Below are 20140 nucleotides of genomic sequence, written 5' to 3' on the forward strand. Positions count from 1 at the left end.
GAAGCCTGTGCGCTTTGAAATCTCTGAAGGCACCCGTGCATCACTGGCACGGTGGATGCGGGAGCCGCTCATGATCGGATCTGAACACCTTTGGCCTGGGCGTTTTCACGAACGGCTCCATATCTCGACCCGCCAGTACGCGCGGATTGTGCGACAATGGGTGAAATCCATTGGCTTGGAAGCCAGCGCATACGGCACGCATTCGATGCGGCGCACAAAGGTCACGCAGATTTACAAGAAGACTGGCAACCTGCGGGCGGTCCAACTTCTGTTGGGGCATACAAAGATGGACAGCACTGTCAGATACCTCGGCGTTGAACTTGAAGATGCGCTGGCTATCGCCGAAGCTATCGAAATCTAAACGACTGGGCCGTCTACACGGACGGCCCGGAGCTGCCGTTCGTTCCCCGCGCAGCGGATGACCGCTCCTAGCCCGCTTTTACGTGCTATCCGCAGGAGACTCGGCACAAAAGCCGCACATTTTTTTGTCCTTCTCACGGAAGGTCATACCTTTTGGTCTTTTTCTTTAAGTGCTTCGGCCAATTCTTCAACTCGAGGCCTCAGTTGTTTCAGCTCCCCAAACATCGTCCAGTAGCCATCTTCATCCTCTTCAAATCCAAATTCCGCAAGAGCTTCTTGTAGGTCACCTTCTTCCGTCATGGGTTCTGCTAAGTAGAATTGGTATTGATTGGGTGCCTGATACAGCGTGAGGTAGAAAGTAATTTCCGCGCCCTTGAAGTCTCTTGTGAAGCAGAGGCCAGGCTCATCATCCGTGGACGTAGCCTCATAATAACTCGTCGAAAAGCCGTCTGGCTTCATGTCAGACGCGAGGCTGTCGTACAGGCAATAGGTAAACAGTTCCGCATGTCGTCCGTTCATCTGCGTCTTTCTAAGAAGGTAAATGCCCCCATCCTCTGAGAAGCGCATCATTCTGTATGTGCCGTAGTCGTACACCGAGGGCGTTGCGAGGATCGCCTCACGCCACGGATCGATTTCCGATGCAGACTCGAGGACGCCGCCAAGGTCAGCGGCATATGAGCCCGGGTCCTCAAGTTGGTCCCAGAGGTCCTTTAGAACCTGGCTTGACCGACCACCTGCAGCTGCATTGCGAAGGAGTCTCTTCCAACCCCAAGCCTCATCAGATGAAGTGTTCAGCAACGATCGATTTCTGCCGACATTCGGCAGGAAATCTCCAACCGCGAGAAGTGCGCTCTCCCAGAGCCGCCCAGATCCCTTCGGGTGTTTCACAAGGTCGTCGAACATCTGTGAGGCGCATGCGAGATAATGCTCGAACGGTTCCACTAGTTCGTTTGCGGTAGCTGCATCGAGACGCTCGATCTCGGCATCTACCTCACCAAGCTTCAAGCCACAGCAGCGTAGCAAGAACCCAATCTGCCCTCGAAAATAGGTATGCCGCTCTGCCCGGTCGAGCCGTTCCGGCCAGCCGTCGCCGAAACCGATGAGATGAGCTTTGATCCGCTCCTCTGCGACCTGCTCGCGGGAGAAACCTCTCACGTCGCCGTCCGAACTGGCGAGGTGGTTGAGGATATCGTTCATCCACGGCGTGAGGTCCCGGAGACCAGCAAAGCTCCGACGCAGGTCTTCGGGGCGATTGTAATCGGTATTGGTTGCGAGGTTGGAGACGACCCGCATCCATGCATCAAAAGCATTGGAATCAATCTCTCCGGGCGAATGCACGAGGAACTGGGCATAACCGGCAAGCTGAGCAAGCTGTTGGAAGGTAAGGCTGGTCGGTTTGGTGAGTATGTCCTGAAAAAGGGCCTGTTCATCGAGATGCCGCGTGTCGGGAAGATAGCGGCAGAACGTTTCGGCCCCCGCACTCCACCGCTCCAGGAGCGTGATCAGCGCCAGGACCATTTCCTGATCCAGCCAACCCCTGTCGTGAAACCACGTATAGCTGCTGGCTCGCGCCATGGAGCGAATGTCGGCCAGATCCAGCGAGGTTGCAGCAGCTTCGGGATCCCTCGTCACCATGATCACTGCCCGCAGCAGGTTCATCATGGCGTCGTCGAAGGTGGCAGTTTTCTTATCACGGAACGGCCAGAAAAAATCGGACCAGCGAGTATCAATCCGATGAGAGAAAAAGTCTGCAAGTGGCGTCCCATTGCAGAGATCCGGCGGAGCATCCTTGAACTGGTTTTCCAGATGCCTCTCGAAACGCGCCTTGAATGTCTCGAATGGAGTTAGCGGTTTCCCGCGCGCATTCATCTTGATGTACAAATCATCCGAAAGGTCAAAATGCTCAAGATCAAGAAGTTGGAATGTGATTGCGGGAGCCGTTTCGTCGATCAACCGGGCATAAAGGCCTGACGTTTTCCGGAAGACTTCGTGCATCCTGTCCAACATTGATAGTGCTGCACGAATCGTTGGATCGAACCGCCAGCTGCGAAAGTACCAAGGCTGGTCAGTTATCATCCCTGCAATATCTTCGCATTCCCCGGCCGATATAACCGGTATATAGTTAGCAAACGCGTTGATGAAATCCCGACTACTGGGACGCACTTCGTAGCTGAAGCGGGACCGTCCCGATGTGACGATCCGAGTGCGGAGATCTTCGCTGGAGCCGTCGACCCAAGCGAGATACCAGTGCAGCAGAAATAACGTGGTGAGGCGCTGTTGACCATCGAGCGGCTGAAAGGACCCGTTCACGATGCTCCCGTAGACGAAGTCGAGATCGAGGGGCAGTGTTGGGTCTTCTCTAGGCAGGCACAGCGCGTCGTGAAGGGATTTGAGGAAGTCGTCTCGGACGATGTGCTGGTCCGCCCGCCCTTGCGCATAGTCTCGCTGAATAACCGGGATCTCAACACGGCCGTGACGTTCGATCAGCTTGTCGAAGGTGGTTCGCGAAGTCATCGGCTTGCCCCTGCTTGCCCGAGGAAGAATCGCGTCAGCGTTCGACTGATCGCATCTAGGTAGTCTTGTCCGTCCTGGTCGGTCCAAAACATGACGTTGCCAACCGTGCGGCTGTAGCATTTAAGGAAGACGTTACGAGTGCAGAGAGGGACAAAAATTCCGGACCTGTCGTTTTCCAACAAAACGCTGCGCTTTATCGCAAAGACCGCATTTCGATAGCCGCGGTTGGTCCGCGAATCCAGCAGTGTCAGGTTTGCGAGGTCGTGATCAGGGCCGTCCGTCGCCTCGTTGAAGAATGACAGAATCTTGCCGTCGATTTCCTCGAAGCTCGCCCGGCTGCCTGGCTCAGAATCTGGGTCGAGGTAGGCTTCAATGCTTTCAGCAAGCGCTTGCTCGTCTTCTTCCTTGGCAGTGCTCAGGAACATCAAGCAGTGGCGCAGCCATTCGTCCTGCTCTCGGGGGCGTGAAGGTCGTTCGTCGCTCACTGAGCGTATGTGCTCGATATCCCAAGACTCTCTCTTGAAACTATCGAACTGGAACCGGATGTTTGATCGCGGATCCTCAAGCAGGGTTGCCAAATTGAACAAAAGAAGCAGGCTCCGCACCTTGGGTGCATTTGCGTAGTCGACTGTACGGCAGAGATTGGTGATCTCTTCCGAAAGTTCATCTGGGGAAGCCGCCGACAGATCACTTCCGAGCACCATCCGATAGACCCGATTGCGAAGACCTTGGGAAAAATCGTGTTTGCTAATGGCTTGGCTGTCAGCAAGCAGTTCGGTAATCGTGGAGAGCCCACCACCGGTCTGATTGAGAACAAACCCAAGGACGTGGAAGAGGTATCGGTCTTCGTACCATTCCTCCAGCGCCATGAAGATATCCTTCACCTTGCGCCATTCGATCTCGGCACTTTGTCCGACGCTCAAAAGGTCTGAAAAATGGGAAAATACCGCGTAGTCTTCTCCGTTCAACGCATGGCCTTCCATCCTTGCCGCGAGCCGAAAGACAAGGCCGATCCGGTTTGCGTCATCGAGGTCGGCGTTCTGCAGGAAGTACCAGACTGAGTTATCCTGCAGCCGTTTTTCGATCTGATCCCATTCGTAAGCAATTCGTAACGAAAGATTGCCGGTAGTATCGTCTTGGGACGCGCGGCGCAGGAACAAGGCACGGACCAGTTCAGCCTCTGTAAGTGGTATCTTCCCTATGTTCAGTCGGGTGAAAGCTGCAACCGGATCGTCATTGGGTGCCAGCTCGTACCAGATTACCTTCACGTTCCGACCGGCCTCATCGTCATTGAGCAGATGCTGCAGAAGCTTTAGCGCATGCATTCGGTCGCGGCCGGCAAGCCATTCCTCAATCGCTCGCCAAGCCTGGCAAATGTGGTAAAAATCTACGTTCTCGTTGGATCGGTCGAGATCGATTTCATCAAGAAAAGCGCGGTCACGCGTCTCGTAGTCGATGGAAAAGCGTTGTTTGCCGAGGAGTGTGAGGATTTCATTTTGGTGGGAGAGCAGGATGAAGATGGTTGTCAACCGCTGCTGCCCATCGACGACCTCGTATCCCCCGTCTTCCAGCTTACGTACAACTAATGGCTGCAGGCAGTAAAAGGAGGTTCGGCGTTTCTCCTCGCTGGATTGAATGAAGTCCCAGATGTCATCAAGGAGTTGGGTAACCTGTAGCCGGTCCCAGCGATATCCGCGCTGGTATGCGGGGATCCAGTACCGTGCAAGGGAGCCGTCTTCATCAATGAGCAGCCTATTTATTGATCTCAACTCAATGGATGCACTTTCAGATTCCATGGATTCTCCGCTCAAATTGCACGCTAATCATCAATGATGAAAACGTGCTTGCACATAAGGGCCAACTGCATTTCTGCACCTTGTCAGTCTGATTACTCAATACTCCGCAAAAAAATAGTGCGGACCAGTGCTTTCCCCTGAGACATTCTGGCTTGAGCGTCGTTCCTTGCCTCAGTCGCCGGGCAGCCGAAAGGGGTTAACAAACGTGATGTGCGTCTGCTCACGGCGCATTGGGGACGTTCGTGACTTGAGCGGCGAACTTCCGCTTCCCTGAAGGTTTTTCGATGCGGGCCTCGGCGCACCGGTGGCCATCCTGCGGTGGCGGCCCGCGTCGACAAACCTCGGAAGGAGGAAGCCGCGGGGGGCTGGGATCAGCTTATGGGGAAAGTGCCCGGACGCTTGGGGCAACCATTGGATCTGGTTGCGGCTGATAGCGTGGCTGGCGACCGATCCGCCCTCTGATTGCTCCAACAGCACGGAGGGATTGGGGGCGAATGCACCCAAGCGGCCTGGCCGGTGACGGCAGGCACAATCCAGTCTGGCCGGGTTTGCAGGGAGCAGCCGGTGCCATTCTGTAAAAGAGGATCGATGACAGGAGATTTATCATGCGGCTTGCTCCCTGGGTGGGGCGCGCGACATCGGTTTCTGCCCGCGCCGGAAGATCTCGATGATGCGCATGGGGCCGCCACAGCAGGGGCATGGCTCGCGCAGGGTGAGCGGAGCGGCGTCCGCCTCGGCACTTGGCGCAACGGTGTCTTCTGGGCGTTGTAGGCAGAGCAAGGCGCGGATCTTCGGAAGGTTGGCCTTGCGGGTCGAACTGGCCAGCAGGCCGTAGTGCCGGATACGGTGGAAGCCGTTCGGGAGGACGTGGATGAGAAAGCGGCGGATAAACTCGGGGGTGGCCAGCCGCATCACCCTCTGGCGATCCCCGCGCTTTATGCGGTAATCCTTCCAGCGGAAGGCCACGATATCGGCATCAGCGCTGACCAGGCGGGCGTTCGAGATCGCCACCCGGTGGGTATAGCGGCTCAGGTAGGCCAGCACCGCCTCGGGGCCACCGAAGGGCGGTTTGGCGTAGACCACCCATTCGGATTTGCGGAACGGGGCGAGCCAAGAAGCGAATGTATCTGCTTCAGCCAGCCCTTCGAGATTACCGAAGAAGGTGAGTTTGCCCGCGCGGTGCAGGTCCATTAGCCCATCCAGAAACAGGCGCCGGAACAGGCGGGACAGCACCCGCACATGCAGGAAGAAGCCAGGGCGGCAGGCGATCCAGCGGCTCCCGCCCGGCGACAGGCCGCCACCGGGAACGATCATGTGGACATGCGGGTGGTGCGTCAGCGCCGATCCCCAGGTGTGCAACACGCTGGTCATGCCGACCCGCGCGCCCATGCGCTTGGGATCGGCGGCGATGGTCATCACCGTTTGCGCCGAAGATTTGAACAGCAGGCCGTAGACCGCCCGCTTGTTCCAATAGGCGACCCGGGCAATCTCTGCTGGCAGCGTGAAGACGACATGGAAGTATTCAATGGGCAGCAAGTCTTCGGCGCGGGCCTCCATCCAGTCGCGTGCCGCTGGCCCCTGACACTTCGGGCAGTGCCGGTTCTTGCAGGAATTGTAGGCGATGTGGTGGTGGCCGCATTTGGTGCAGCCCGCCACATGCCCGCCGAGCGCCTCGGTCCGGCAGGCCTCGATCGCCGACATTACCTTGAGCTGGGACAGGCTGACATGCCCTGCATTGGCCCGCCGCCATGCAGGGCCATGAGCGCGAAAGATGTCAGCGATCTCCAGCTTGGGCCGAGCCACGGCCCCCGAGCGTTATGCCAACCCTCGTCGGAGGGTCTCGTCTTGCAGCAATTTGATCTGCTCATAGGGGCTGACCGTGCTACGGATCGTCTTGGTGGCCACATGGGCATAGCGCGCCGTCGTGGTCAGCTTGGCATGCCCGAGCAAAACCTGGATGACCCGGACATCTGTGTTCGCCTCCAGAAGATGCGTCGCAAAGCTGTGGCGGAGCGTGTGCAGCGTTGCGGCCTTCTTGATACCCGCCATGTGTTTTGCCGAGGTGAACGCCCGATTCAATTGCCGCGGCGACAGCGGGTTGATCTTGGGCTTGCCTGAAAACAGCCAGCCCTCCGGGCGGGACTCGCGCCAATACTCGCGCAACAACGCAAGCAGGTTGGGCGACAGCATTGCCTTGCGATCTCGCCCGCCCTTGCCGTCATCAACGTGGATCAGCATCCGATCGCTGTCGATGTCGGTGACCTTGAGATGGCATACCTCCGAGGCGCGCAGCCCTGCGCCGTAGCTGATGCCGAGAGCAGCGCGATACTTGAGCCCGGGCCCGGGAACGGCGGCCAACAGATCGGCCACCTCCTCGACGCTTAGGACGATGGGTAATTTGCGGGGCTTGCGGTGAAACTGCATGAACCGCTTCATGTCTTCGCGTCCGCAGGTGGTGCCGAAAAAGAAGCGAAGCGAGATAATACGCACATTGAACGTGCTGGCCGACACCCCGTCCTCGGTCATCTTGAGCTGATACGAGCGTAATTCCTCTGGCGTGGCCGTGTCAGGTGGCCGCCCGAGAAACGCCGCGAAATGCTTCACGTTGCGGATATGAGCTTTCTGGGTCTTCTCGGCCAAACCCCGAATGTTCATATCCTCGATCATCCGCTGACGCAGCGGTGTTACTCTTTCCTCTGTCATGGAAGCCTCCTGTCTATCGATTGAGAAGGCCCCAATCGTCAGGCAGGTCAGGAAGATCACAAAATACGCATCATTGGGGGAAATTCACACCATCAGACAAGAACACCAATGCCGCGGAGCGGCTTAGTCCTCCCGCCCGTTCTGTTGAAAAACTCGCTGGCTAGGTTCCGGCACGCCATCCGCAGCAAAGTCGTTCCGCTCCCGACCAAATTCGATCTACGGTGGGCTATCGATGACGGCTGCACCAGCAGGCAAAGTCGCCAAATCGTATGTAAGGCAAAGGAGACGTGGAAATGGAAGCATTACTTGACGCGATTGGAGCGGTTGCGCTCATTCTTCTGATCTTGATTGGCTTAGGCGCCGGCTATCTTGCAGGAAAAATAGCGGGTCGGCACAAGCCGCTCTACCTCGTCGTCGGCGTGGTGGCAGCCATCGCGACTCCCTTCCTTTTGGCAGCGCTAGGCATCGGTGTTCTCGCAGCTGGAGGGGTGATCCTCTTGGTGCTCGTTTCGGCTGCGGGCGCGCTCGTAGTCCTCGCGCTTGTCTGGGCAATCTTCGGGAGGGGGTAGCGCGCTTACTCTCTAACTTGAGCCCCCGGCGCGACATTTGGTGAGGCGCTGGAACCTCATTCCAAAAGCATCCGACCGTGGAAAGAGGCAGCGGCCCTGTGTTCAATGTTCCATAAGGAAGCGTGGATTCCGCAGACCCCAAATCCGCCCGACTCATATTCGTGATAAGTGCGCTGCCATTTTGGTCAACGACCGATGTCGGTCCGACCGCCAGTTTGATTTGCCGTCGCAACGAACGATGGCTTCCCGCCGAAATCGCCTGAAGTCGGCCTCACCTTCAATCTCAAACATTGGAGGATTACTCTGATGCTAGTTGGCCCCGCACTAGCGGATCTAATTTTCGTGAATTCCTCTCAAATGCCCCGCAGGAGGAGATGATCTCCCGCACGGACTGGTAAGCCTCCACCTTTTTCCAGACGACATCTGAACTCGTCGGCGCGCGCAGAGGGACCGAGGCGAGAAAGAGCGTCTTGCCAAAGAGGTACCGCTTATTTTGACGGTGGGGCGGCACGAGGATCGTCATGGTGAGGGAGCCATTATCGGTGGTTTCATTGTCGATCACGAAGATCCGGCCGTTCTGGTAGCCAACCTTTCCATCGCAGCGTGTCCAGCGGCGCGGGCGACCCGGAGCCTCGGGCAGCACCTCGATCAGGCGCGAGCGCACCGTGCCTTCGACCTCGTCCAGAAAGACGGCATTCACGAAGATCGAGCCCGGCGCGGCGGTCGAGGTGAAATGCACCTGGTAGGCACCCAGATGCGGCCTGAGCGCCGCCAGATCGCCGGGAAAGGCGGTCGCCAACGGATCGCGGCGGCGCTCGGTCAGTGATCGGGTCTTCTTGAGATAGATCTTGAGCAGCGCCTCGTGTGAGCCGCAAAGCACCGTGTCAGGCAAACCGAAATATCTGGAGATGCGGCGCAGGTTGTGGGCGGACGGTCGTGATCTCCCGCTCAGATATTTGCTGAACTGCTGATGGTTGATGCCGATTTCTCGGCACACTTGGGCGACCGACGGTTTTTCGGCGCAGAGAAATTGGAGGTTCTTCTCGAGCTCGCTGCTCATGGCGTCGCTCCTTATTTTGCTGCCCTGGTCATCATACGCTTATACTCGCGCAATTTAGCTTAAGGTCGCGCAATTGTTCGTTGCAACGATTCTCGTCGATGTTCGGGACGACCAGCCACATGGAGGACACGACATGGACCAGAAAGACCATCTGAAGCTGCTTGAGGCGCGCCTGCGCCGGGGTGCCATCGGTCGCCGCCAATTCATGCGGGGCGCGCTTGCCACCGGGATCGGCCTGACGGCGGCGGGTAGCCTTGCGGATCGCGCGGATGCCGCGACGCCGAAGAAGGGCGGTATGCTGACCGCAGGCCTTGGCCATGGCGCCACCACCGACACGCTCGATCCGGGCCGGTTCGAGGCGGGTTTTCTCATTCCGCTCGCCTTCGGGATGCACGGCTACCTGACCGAGATAGACGCGAACAGCGCCGTGCAGCCCTCGCTAGCAGAGAGCTGGGAGGCATCGGACGGTGCATCGGTCTGGACCTTCACATTGCGCGAGGGGCTGGAGTTCCATAACGGCCAGCCGGTCACCGCCGAGGATGTGATCGCCTCGATCAATTATCACCGCGGTGAGGGATCGAATTCGGCGGCGGCGCCGCTGGTTTCTGACGTTGCGGAGATTACCGCTGAGGGACCACGCACGGTCGTCTTCAAGCTGTCCGGCGGCAATGCCGATTTCCCGGCAGTTCTCAGCGACTACCACTTTCCCATCCTCCCAGCCGTCGATGGCGGCATCGATTGGAAAGCGGGCATCGGCACCGGGCCTTACCGCCTCGACAGTTTCAAGCCGGGCGTCTCGGCCGAGCTGTCGCGCTTCGAGAACCATTGGAACGACCAAGTTGGGCATGTCGATCAGTGGCGTCTCCTGGCGCTGCTCGACACGAACGCGCGCATGACTGCTGCCGCTTCGGGTGATGTGGATCTCGTCGATAAGGTCGATCTCAAAACCGCCAACCTCATGGCCCGCAAGCCAGGCGTGACGCTGCACTCCGTCGCAGGCACCCAGCATTACACTTTCCCGATGCTGACCAATATCGCGCCCTTTGACGACAACAATGTGCGCCAGGCGCTGAAATGGGCGATGAACCGCGAGGAGATGGTCGAGAAGGTGCTCTTCGGCTACGGCGCGGTCGGCAATGATCATCCCATCGGCCCGAACCAGCGGTTCTACAATGACCAGATGGAGCAAAAGACTTTCGATCCCGACAAGGCCAAATTCTACCTCGACAAGGCTGGCATCAGCGATCTGAGCGTGCCGCTGACCACATCGGATGCGGCCTTTCCGGGGGCGGTCGATGCCTGCCTTCTGATCCAGAACTCGGCCGCAAAGTGCGGTATCACCGTCGATGTCGAGCGCGCGCCGAACGACGGCTATTGGAGCGACGTGTGGCAGAAGCGCCCGTGGTGCGCGAGCTACATGGCGGGCCGCCCGGTCGAAGATCTGATGTTCTCGCTGGCCTACAAGTCGGGCGTGTCGTGGAACGAATCCTTCTGGTCAAACGAGGCGTTCGATGCGCTTCTGGTCGCGGCCCGCGCCGAACTGGACGAGACCAAGCGGCGCGAGATGTATTTCGAGATGCAGGAGATCGTCGCCAATCAAGGCGGCGTGGCGATCCCGATGTTCGCCTCCTACGTCTTTGCCACCGCGGACAGCGTCGGCACGCCAGAGGCTTTCGCCTCCAATCTCGACCTCGACGGCTCGCGCTTCATGGAACGCTGGTGGAAGGCCGACTAGGATTCTACGATTTAAGCAACGAAGGCTCCGGATCAGCCCCGGGGCCTCTACACGGCCTCATGCCGCCGCGTGCGGCAGGCCAAGAACTTGCAAGACGCGGGAATGACGATGCGATTGTTCATGGCGACCCTCTCGACCGAGACCAATACTTTTTGCTCCATGCCGACGGCCATGTCGGGCTTCGAGGAGTTCTACCTGCGCCACGGCACCGCGACGCAGGAGGCGCCCAACCTGATGACCGAGGCGCTGCATGTCTGGCGTAGCCGAGCCGAGGCCGAGGGCTGGGAGGTGACCGAAAGCTTGGCCGCGATTGCCGAGCCTGCGGGCCTGACCACCGCGCCCACCTATGAGGCGCTGCGCGGCGAGATCCTGTCGGATCTGGACGGCGCAGACGGCGCGGACGTCATCCTTCTGCAACTGCATGGCGCGATGGTGGCCGAGGGGGTCGAAGATTGCGAGGGCGACATCCTCGCCGCCGTCCGCGCGCGCTGCCCGGGTGCCGTGATCGGCGTTGCGCTGGATCTGCACTGCCACCTGACCGCCCGGATGTGCGAGGCGGCGGACCTAGTCATTACGTTCAAGGAATATCCGCATGACGACGCCACCCCCCGCGCCGAAGAGCTTTTCGACATGGCGCGACGCATGCTGGCGGGCGAAATCACCCCGGTCATGTCCGTCTTCGACTGCCGGATGCTGGGCCTCTACATGACCAAGGAGGGCGAGATGGCCCGAATCGTGCAGGAGATGCACGCGCTGGAGGAAACGCCCGGCATCCTGTCGGTATCGCTCGCGCATGGCTTTGCCTGGGCTGACGTGGCAGATCTCGGCGCGCGCGTTCTTGTGATCGCGGATGGCGATGCAGGGTTGGCGCGGCAGACCGCCGAGGCTTTCGGTCGCAGCTTCTACGAGCGACGGCAAGCGCTGACGAAGGATTATCCCTCCTTGGACGAGGCGCTTGAGTCCGCGTTGCGCGAGGGCGCCAATGGTCCGGTCGTGCTTGCCGACATGGGCGACAACTCGGGTGCGGGCGCCCCCGGAGACGCTACCTTCATGCTGCGCGAGATGCTGGAGCGCGGTCTGCCCGGCGTCGCGCTCGGGCTGATCTGGGATCCGATGGTGGTGCGCATCTGCCGCGACGCGGGGGAGGACGCGACGCTATCCCTGCGCGTCGGAGGCAAGACCAGCCCCTTTTCTGGCAATCCGATCGATATCGAGGCGCGTGTCATGCGCATCGCCTCGGGGCTGGGACAGCATCTCGGCCCGGGCCTCGAGCCGCTGGGCTGCATGGTCTGGCTGCGCATCGGCGAGGATACCGATCTTGTGATCAACGATCTGCGCACGCAGGTCTATCACCCCGAAGCCTTCGAGCAGATGGGCATCCGCCTGGCCGAGAAACGGCTTGTGGCAGTCAAATCCACCTTCCACTTCTACGCTCCGTTCCGCGCGATCGCCTCGCGCGTTATACAGGTGGCGACGCCCGGCGGCGCCTCGCCGGATTTCCGGAATTTCGATTATCGCCGAGGTGGTGCTGGGCTGTGGCCGTTTGTCGATGACCCTGCCGATATGTTGCTGGATGAGAATGCTGCACAAAAATCGTTAGTCTGAAACGATGCCCGGCCATTTGGCTTTATGATCAGCCATCCATTGGCTTGGAAGCCAGCAAATACGGCACGCATTCGGTGCGATGCATAAAGATCACGCAGATTTACCAAAAGGCCGGCAACCTGCGGGGGGTCCAAGTTCTGCTGGGGCACACCAAAAGGGGCAGCACCGTCCGATACCTCGGCGTTGAACTTGAAGATGCGCTGGCTATCGCCGAAGCTGTCGAAATCTAATCGACTGGGCCGTCATCACGGACGGCCCTTTGCTGACGTTCATCGACCGGTCAAGATGCTGCGGTCGCTACCCGCTTTGCGGACAAAAAATGATCAGTTCCGCTTGGGTCGACTTTGGCGCTAGCAAAGTCGGAGTCACAGCTACTTTGCTAACAAAGTGTAAGGTAGTAAGGAACCGGCTATCCCCGCTCGATTGAAGCCATCAAAAGACTTTATCTGCATTGGCCCTCATGTAATTTGAGACTTCCTTGACCAACTCCCTTGCGCCGACAAGATCGGCAGCCTTCTTGTAGTCAAGTTGCAAAACTTCTGTGAGCCAATTGGCTTTGTTCGCCCGAGATATCGTTCTGCAAAGGCTCTCTAGTTCGCCTTCCGGGTTAATGAAGAGACCATATGAGGCGGCTGCTTTTCGAATCCTGTCAAACGCGCGTATTGACTCAGCGTCGACAAACGCCCGTTTGCCGTCTTCCTTTATTCGTCCCCAAGGAGAAGAACGCCGGATCAGAGTCGCAATTTGGTCCGTAGTGTCTTTCTTGATATTCTCAGATTGCCCAGTCGCCGCTTTCAGCCTTTCTATCTCTGACCAAAAATAATGTGGAGAAATTTCTGACTTCCGCTCGGACACTCTTGTAAGGATCAGCTTGTGATCCTGTGCAACCTTTGAATAGTCGCCTCCATGAGCTTCAAAGAGCCGCTGAAAACTCACTTTGTCGTTCAGAACATCGATGTCACAAACCGAGAAAACGTTTGCACCAATAGCCGAAATTGCTTTGACGATCCCATGAATCTTCTGCTTACCGCCGCAATGGGTGATGAAGTAGTCGATGGAAAGGTCATCGCTCATCTCATCATCAAGCGCCCAGCGTAAGAAACGAGCGTCGGTTTCGCCCTCACAGACTATTGTGAACTGGTGAAATAGCGAAGATAGGGCATTGGATGTTCTTAGTAGCGGGTCTGACCAAAGTGTGGCAACGTCGTCATGCCTTAGATACTTGACAGACGCCCCCTCCTTTGAACGAGTTAATCGAATAAAGTTGATATCGTCTGGCTGAGTATCGAGTATGCCTTTGACGAACTCGTCACTATGGGTTGCAACAAACACCTGCGAATGCACGGGTCGCTCACGAACTAACGCGGCAGCAAGTTGCCTGATCTGAGGCGGATGCAGGAACAGTTCAGGTTCGTCAATTGCCAGAATGCTAAGTCTCCGGACAAATATTTCTATGAGCACCCTGGCAAAGCTGCGCATTCCATCGCCCTGAGACCGGAGGGTGGCTTGCTTTTCCATCCATTTTCGAAACTCTGGTGTCAGACGTTCTTCGTGTGAAGGAAGGTCACTGCGTTCCGCGATGTAGAATACACCTTCCTTTCTTGTTCGGTCCAAAATCAGATCGATACCGAACGACCTGCGAAAAATATCGCTAAGAGCAATCTCTTTGGGTTCGTTACTGAAAATCTGATTTACCGCGTGATTCACAGAGTCATTGTATCCCGTGCCGCTCAATCGCTCACTGGCAGGTAGGAACTTCGAAAACGTAGCTTCCACCGGATTTGGTAAGTTGTTGTTTGTAATTGCCTTGCGAAGAGTGGAAGTCTTGTAGCCGTTCTTCGAGTAACCATGGTCGAAACGGTATCTGTCCTCTTCTTTGTCGTAATAATTCAACGCTTCAAAGAACTCGAAAAAATCGCTGGCCGATCCGACCAACTCAGTCTCTACCTGCCGCACTACCCGACCAGTATAGCCTGCCCGGCCTCTGCCTGAAGAGAAATGCTTATCAATATCCCGCAGACTTGTACTCTTGCCTGCATTGTTTGGCCCTGTGATGACGGTGATTGAACCCGGTTTCAACGGCAATTCAGACTTATCCGAAAAATGAGCTTCGTGATAACGATACCGGGTTCCATGGGACCTCATGCGGGCAGCTTGGTTTAAAAGCAGTGTATGGCACATCAAGTTGTATAGGAAGACCTGCAGGTCTCTATATCTGGCGGTGCCATGTCTGAAGTGGAGCCAAAATAGGGCATTCCTTCACTGAGAAAGCTTGTAAAGGATGGTCCCCAACTTTTGCGGCGATGACCTTACAATCGTTCGGCGTAAAAAAGCGCGGTCGCGAATGGCCGCTTTCTTCCATGGATACATTTCAGCTAGCGTCAGTAGCGAATGCCTGCTTTCCGTCCGAAGCCGCGCTGTTTCCCGTAATGGCATAACTCAGAAAGGTAGTCAGGTCTCGGCCCATGCTGTTCACGTGATCTCACTAAACTGGCGGCCGATATCCGGACAATGCTTTCGACCCGCTTGAGGGAAAGATTACGCGCCCCGCTTGTGAGGCCGTAAGACGACTGCGTCCGCGCGCTCTGATGCCCCAGCGCCTTCGCGATGGCTTCGGGCTCAAACCGGTCCGACGCTTTCATGTCTGCGCCCAAGGCATGCCGGAAAACATAGGGTGTCAGGTTATGCCTGAGCCTTGGAAACGCGATTTTCCCGAGCCTGGTCACGAGCTTCCCCAGACTGACAGACACCCGGCGATGACGCTCGGATCTGTGAAGCGGAATTCCGGTAGTGGCATGGACAGGGCTGGAGAGCTCAAGCCGAAGAAATCGTTGATCGGCCAACCTGTCCCGAAGCCATCTCGTCTCGGGTGTCTTACATTCCAGCTCGAGGGTCCGAATTGATTGGCCCTTCCCCGGCAGCCCTTCGTGAACCTGGTCCGTTGTTTTCGCGCCATGGATCTCGAATAGCAGTCGATCCCGGCCGCCCTCCGAGACCAGCCGGACATTCACGCCTAGATCGTCCGAAAACTCTGCAGGCCGCGCCCCCGTCGCGATCATCGTCGCCAGAATAGCCCGTCTTGTCGGATCGAGATGCGGATCTCTCAAGACCGCCGTTGTCCAGAAGTGACTGCGCCAGTCATAGTCTGGAACATCGGTCCGCTTTCTGCGTGCATGTCGATTTAGGGCAGTGAGCGGTGTCTGCGCCGAACGATCCTGGCGGCGCCGATTGCCGGACGGGCCGTGTTTTGACTCTCTCTCGCGCGCCTTGCTGTGGAAGGGATCCGGCGGAACCTGAATGAGAAACCATGCAGCAGCCTTGAGCTCATCGCCTTCCTCTGCGGTGAGGGGCCGTCTCGCATCCTTCATCTGCTGCCTGACCGACGCAGACAGCTTGGGGCGCAGGTCGTCCAGAAGTGCCTCGCGCTCCGTCCAGGCCTCCATCTTGGACAACACCTGTCGCCAGTAGATTGGCATCAGATCGAGGACGATGCGCGCCGCGATGCGCACGAGGGCGGACCGGTCGGCTTGCCTGGCATTTCGGGTTGACCAGCCGTCCACAGCGAGGCGTGAGAGGAAGCCCGCAAACGGATCTCCTCTCGGATGAGCTCTGCCTAGGGCGGCGACACGGCGTTCATATTTTTCCCAGGTTCCAGTTTCGATCAGGTCTTCGGGACTGAACGCCACACTCGCGCTTGATGCGAGATCGAAAGATTGAATGCTGGTTTGAAAGGGTATGAGGCCAGCCTCATGGACGGACTGGTCTCCTTCCAAGCCTCTGAGAAAGAGGTCGCTTGGACTGGAATGCTGGAATTCATCGATCTTCATGAGGATTTCTTCTTGAATTTACTGTGTGGCAAGCCCCAAGGTTCACAACAGGTTGGATCCCTATGCCGTCTGCGAACGAATGCTGGGGCAAGTGATGGGCCCGGGACGTAGTGATCACCCTGTCACGAAGGGTGAGGATGGCTATCTGGCCCGGCGAGTGACGCTCGCAGAACCTCGAGCAATGCGATCTTGAGCTTGTCGCCATTTACGCCTGCGCAGAAAAAGATGCTGATGTTCAGAACAGCGACCTGGAGGTCAATTCGGGCTTTCAGACGAGGATCTGACACGTGGTCATCAGCGGCGATCAACTCGAAGTCTCGTCGCTGAAAAAACGGCCACAATCCGGTGATGCGTCCCCAATTCTGGAAACGCATCTCACCCGTCGGCCTCTTGTCGCGCATCCGGCAGACCGTGATCGTCAGATGGCGGTTGTAACCGTCGAGCAGCAGATCGCCTTTCCACGTGGAATGCTTTCGGTTTGGCACATCGAGCAGCACTCCAGAATAGGCCGGGCGCTTTAACCCTGCGAGCGCAAGTCTCGCAATCTCTCGCTGCTGTCGCTCTCGGAATTGGCGTCCAAAATTGCTTTCATCAGCGTCTGACATCGCCACACCTCTCGCTTGGATCTGCGGGTGAGGTGGGGCGGCGAGCTTAAAGCAAGGTAAATTGCCTACGCTGGTGCATTGCGTTCTCGGTCACGGCAGTTGCCATGGGTGGATCCGCAACGCGATCATTCTGCATCAGCTCGTTTGAGGGCGGCTTTATGCTGCCCCGGCATTCCGAAGACCTTGGCGTCCCGTCTGCAGACATATCCAATATGATGCGACCGACCGAGGCTGTGTCAGACGGCGAATTGCAAGCCGAGGGGCTGGTCGCTTGCAGCCATCCGAGATACCTTTTCAAACAGACATGAGCCGAATAGGGCTGAGGGGAGAAGCCGTGCAGCGCATCCAGATTTTGTTCAAATTTTAATGTTCTAAAGGTGGATCAGTCGGTAGATGCGAAAAATGCATTATCGAGCAAGCACCGGTTTTGAAACAAAGAAACGGTATTGACACTACTCCCGCCGGAGGGGTGTTATCCTTGCGTCTTGCGATGTCGTGACGTCTCAAACCGTTTCCCGCCTATCCACTAGAAAAAGCACTAATGGCGTAAGGTGCTGATATGGCTTAGATTTTCCACCGTCTCGCCGGATTTTGCGCGACTTTCAGATTTCTGCTTCGCTGAGCACCCGCCGGGCCACATCACTCGATTGGCGGGACGAGCGGAGAGCCCCGATGATCACTGAACTGACGTCGGTCCCTGACATTTGGAAGCGGATGCCGAGCGAGATGCACGCGCGCCGCTTCCGGGAGGGCATCATATGGTCGACTGGCAGTGATCTGATCCCCGCAAACCGGACCGTGTGAAGCTGGAGTTTTCCGCTACGATTTCCCGGCTGGGAGAGGAGTGGACTGATATGAAGGCATCGAAGTTTTCGCTACGCGGTCCTTCAGTTCGGACGCGCAGAAAGGGTTCATCATCAAGCATGGCGAGGAAGGCACGCCGGTTTCTAAGATCTGCCGTAAGGCCGGGATCCGTTGACCGGAAGGTGATTGCAAAGCAATCGCCGAGAGGTGGTCAGGCGACCTACTTCAACTGGAAGAAGAAGTATGCCGGCCTTTTGCCGACCGAGATGAAGCGGCTGAAGCAGCTCGAGGATGAGAATGGCCGGTTGAAGAAGATCGCGGCCGATCTGATCTTGGACCGCGAGATGTTGCAGGATGTCATTCGGCGAAAGATCTGAAACCCTTCTCTCGGGCATGCAAGCATGCCCTGCCGGGCAGCGGATCGGATGCGCGAACTGGTGCGCGGGATGTGCAGCGATTGAGCGGTCTCGATCCGGACGGCGTGTGGCGTCATCGGATTTGATCGCTCGACGCTCCACTGCAAATCCCGCGGCGCCGATCAGGCTGTCGTGGAAAAGCGGATCAAGGAGATGTGCGAGATACGTTTGCGCTACGGCTGTCGCCGGGTCCACGTGCTCTTGGATCGCGAGGGCTGGGCATCAACATCGAGAAAGTCTATCGCATTTACAGGGAGTTGGGCATGCAGTTGAGGAACAAGACGCCGAAACGGCGGGTGAAGGCCAAGCTGCGCGATGACCCTGCCGAAGCCGTTGGGCTGAACGATGTCTGGGCGATACGCTGCCCGATAGGCGGTTGCGCAAGCGAAATCTGCTGGAAGGGATTTTGTCCATGACCAACTGGCGACTGGCAAAAAGCTTCGGGTGCTGACGATCGTGGACAGGTTCTCGCACATGTTCCGGTGCTCGACGCGCGGTTCAGCTATCGCGGTGAGGATGTCCTGGCGACGCTGGACCGGCTGTGCCGAATGATCGGGCTATCCCAAGACGATCCGGGTCGATCAAGGAAGCGACTTCTTCTGCTGCGACATGCACCTCTGGGCCTGTAAGCGTGGTGTCAAGCTCGACTTCTCACGTACGGAAAAGCCGACAGACAATGCGTTCATCGAAGCGTTCAATGGCCGGTTCCGTGCCGAGTGCCTGAACGCCACTGGTTCCTGACGCTCGCAGATGCGGCCGAAAGGTTGGAGACTTGGCGCAGACACCACAATGAGAAACGGCCGCACAGCGCGATCGGCAACAAAGCCCCGATCACGCTGATGAAATCGGGAGTCATTACCAGCCTGTCACCCTGATCGGAGCCGGAAAACTCTCGCCAAGGGCGAAAGAAAGGTCGGGGTCGGACCAGAAGCCGGAAATTCGTGCCTTCGGGTGGGCCAACCTTGGAGGGCAGATCAGGGCTGGCACGGAGCGACCTCAGGATGGTCGCAAAATGAGTGCAGTTCGATTTCAAAGACACCGGAGTACCTATCCTATCGTCGCGAAAGACATTGAAGACAGCCTGAGGAACGGCGAAACTGCCGTTTTACTATGGCGAGTTCATGGGATATCTGTGTCGACATGTCGCTTCGTAGTCTTCGTAAGTCTTTCCGTTCGTTGATGGCTCAACGAAAGAGCCACTCTCTTCGCCAGAGGGGAGAAGACATTCTGCGTGCGCGCGGGGAAGATCCGATGGTCATCGTCATGGTTGATGGCGGGCTCTGCTCGGCGATCACGAAATACGTATTGGGCGAGTGTTTCCGGAAGGCCTTCGGTATGGGCGTAAAATATGATCTGACGTGGTTCGAAACCAACGGAATGGATTGCGACAAGAAGGGCAGCCGTCTGTTCACCCTGACTACACTGTTCCCGAATATTGAAATGGAGTCTGCCACGAAGGACGAGATCGATTTCTACAAGCGGCACTTCTACTACAGCAATCCAAAACCTTACTGGTACGACCCTGCCATCTTTGATAACCCTAAACCTCTGTATTTCGATGGATACGCAGAGAACTGGAAGTACTTAGTCGACGTCGAGGATAAGGTGCTTTCCGAACTGCGCTTCAAAGATCTTGAGTTAGACGAGGCCAACCGGGATGTGCTGACAGACATTAATCAGTCGCCTCTGTCTATCGCGGTTCATGTACGTCGAGGGGATTACGTAGGGCTTGGAATGGCGATGCTTGGCGAGGACTACTATAGAACCGCCATCGAACAAATCGTATCTGCATCGGGGCAGGATAAGGCGAAGGTCTTCTTCTTTTCTGACGACATCGACTGGGTGCGAAGTCACCTTGCACCGAAACAGCCGCCATACATCGATTGGCGCTGCGTCGATGTGAACGATATCGAAGCCGGACACTTGGATCTTCTACTGATCTCGCAATGCGATCACCAAGTGAGCTCTAATTCCAGCTTCGGGTACTGGGGTGGCCTGCTCAACGACAACGACGACAAGATCGTGATCGTCCCAAAACGCTGGCTGCCAGACCAGACACGCGGGCCGGAACTGGCCGGTAGCGACACCGCGCATGACTACCCGGGCTTCCAGAAGCTTGAAAATTTCCCTAGCTCTTGAGAGTTTC

Annotated in this window: 13 protein-coding genes and 2 pseudogenes; 7 read left to right on the forward strand and 8 right to left on the reverse strand. The window is 57.3% G+C overall.

Annotated features, from left to right (window positions below):
* The coding region (locus ACGRVM_RS00005) for a tyrosine-type recombinase/integrase (RefSeq protein WP_394624007.1) at positions 1-361 on the forward strand (361 nt) is incomplete at its 5' end.
* A gap of 143 nt (positions 362-504) precedes the next feature.
* Here the strand turns inward: ACGRVM_RS00005 and ACGRVM_RS00010 are convergent.
* From ACGRVM_RS00010 to ACGRVM_RS00025, 4 genes are all read right to left on the reverse strand, one after another.
* Positions 505-2874 carry a DUF262 domain-containing protein gene (locus ACGRVM_RS00010; RefSeq protein ID WP_377169970.1) on the reverse strand — a complete coding sequence of 790 codons (2370 nt, stop codon included), beginning with the start codon at positions 2872-2874 and terminating at the stop codon, positions 505-507.
* Positions 2871-4670 carry a DUF262 domain-containing protein gene (locus ACGRVM_RS00015; protein ID WP_394624008.1) on the reverse strand — a complete coding sequence of 600 codons (1800 nt, stop codon included), beginning with the start codon at positions 4668-4670 and terminating at the stop codon, positions 2871-2873. The genes ACGRVM_RS00010 and ACGRVM_RS00015 overlap by 4 nt, the downstream gene beginning before the upstream one ends.
* Positions 4671-5273: 603 nt before the next feature.
* A complete protein-coding gene (locus tag ACGRVM_RS00020) occupies positions 5274-6473 on the reverse strand; it encodes an IS91 family transposase (protein ID WP_377169966.1) in 1200 nt (399 codons plus the stop codon).
* A 12-nt stretch (positions 6474-6485) separates the two neighbouring features.
* Positions 6486-7373 carry a tyrosine-type recombinase/integrase gene (locus ACGRVM_RS00025; RefSeq protein ID WP_377169964.1) on the reverse strand — a complete coding sequence of 296 codons (888 nt, stop codon included), beginning with the start codon at positions 7371-7373 and terminating at the stop codon, positions 6486-6488.
* Between the two features lie 293 nt (positions 7374-7666).
* Here ACGRVM_RS00025 and ACGRVM_RS00030 point away from each other — a divergent pair, with 293 nt between their 5' ends.
* Positions 7667-7942, forward strand: a complete 276-nt coding sequence (locus tag ACGRVM_RS00030) for a GlsB/YeaQ/YmgE family stress response membrane protein (protein ID WP_377169962.1) — start codon at positions 7667-7669, stop codon at positions 7940-7942.
* A 298-nt stretch (positions 7943-8240) separates the two neighbouring features.
* On the opposite strand, the gene ACGRVM_RS00035 is transcribed toward ACGRVM_RS00030, so the two are convergent.
* Positions 8241-9002: a helix-turn-helix domain-containing protein gene (locus ACGRVM_RS00035; protein WP_377169960.1), complete on the reverse strand. Its 762-nt coding sequence runs from the start codon at positions 9000-9002 to the stop codon at positions 8241-8243.
* A 133-nt stretch (positions 9003-9135) separates the two neighbouring features.
* On the opposite strand from ACGRVM_RS00035, the gene ACGRVM_RS00040 reads away from it, so the two are divergent.
* From ACGRVM_RS00040 to ACGRVM_RS00050, 3 genes and pseudogenes are all read left to right on the forward strand, one after another.
* A complete protein-coding gene (locus ACGRVM_RS00040; protein ID WP_377169957.1) occupies positions 9136-10737 on the forward strand; it encodes an ABC transporter substrate-binding protein in 1602 nt (533 codons plus the stop codon).
* Positions 10738-10839: 102 nt separating this feature from the next.
* Entirely contained in the window at positions 10840-12342 is a 1503-nt protein-coding gene (locus ACGRVM_RS00045; protein ID WP_377169955.1) for a M81 family metallopeptidase, read from the forward strand.
* A gap of 35 nt (positions 12343-12377) precedes the next feature.
* Positions 12378-12572, forward strand: a pseudogene (locus ACGRVM_RS00050) (integrase); the annotation flags it as partial.
* Positions 12573-12774: 202 nt separating this feature from the next.
* Here ACGRVM_RS00050 and ACGRVM_RS00055 read toward each other — a convergent pair.
* The 3 genes from ACGRVM_RS00055 to ACGRVM_RS00065 all read right to left on the reverse strand — a co-directional run bounded on the left by ACGRVM_RS00055 (position 12775) and on the right by ACGRVM_RS00065 (position 16774).
* Positions 12775-14523 (reverse strand): ATP-dependent nuclease, encoded by a 1749-nt coding sequence (locus ACGRVM_RS00055; RefSeq protein ID WP_377169953.1) that lies wholly within the window; start codon positions 14521-14523, stop codon positions 12775-12777.
* Positions 14524-14723: 200 nt separating this feature from the next.
* Positions 14724-16169, reverse strand: coding sequence for a site-specific integrase (locus ACGRVM_RS00060; RefSeq protein WP_377169951.1), 1446 nt, complete (start codon positions 16167-16169; stop codon positions 14724-14726).
* A gap of 122 nt (positions 16170-16291) precedes the next feature.
* Positions 16292-16774 (reverse strand): hypothetical protein, encoded by a 483-nt coding sequence (locus ACGRVM_RS00065; RefSeq protein ID WP_377169949.1) that lies wholly within the window; start codon positions 16772-16774, stop codon positions 16292-16294.
* 862 nt (positions 16775-17636) lie between these two features.
* Here ACGRVM_RS00065 and ACGRVM_RS00070 point away from each other — a divergent pair.
* Positions 17637-18869: pseudogene (locus ACGRVM_RS00070) on the forward strand (IS3 family transposase).
* A gap of 376 nt (positions 18870-19245) precedes the next feature.
* Complete coding sequence (locus tag ACGRVM_RS00075) at positions 19246-20133, forward strand: alpha-1,2-fucosyltransferase (RefSeq protein WP_377169947.1); 888 nt, start codon at positions 19246-19248, stop codon at positions 20131-20133.
* Positions 20134-20140: the final 7 nt, after the last annotated feature.

The organism is Roseovarius aquimarinus (genome assembly GCF_043661195.1).
In the GTDB taxonomy this organism is placed as follows: Bacteria; Pseudomonadota; Alphaproteobacteria; order Rhodobacterales; family Rhodobacteraceae; genus Roseovarius; species Roseovarius aquimarinus.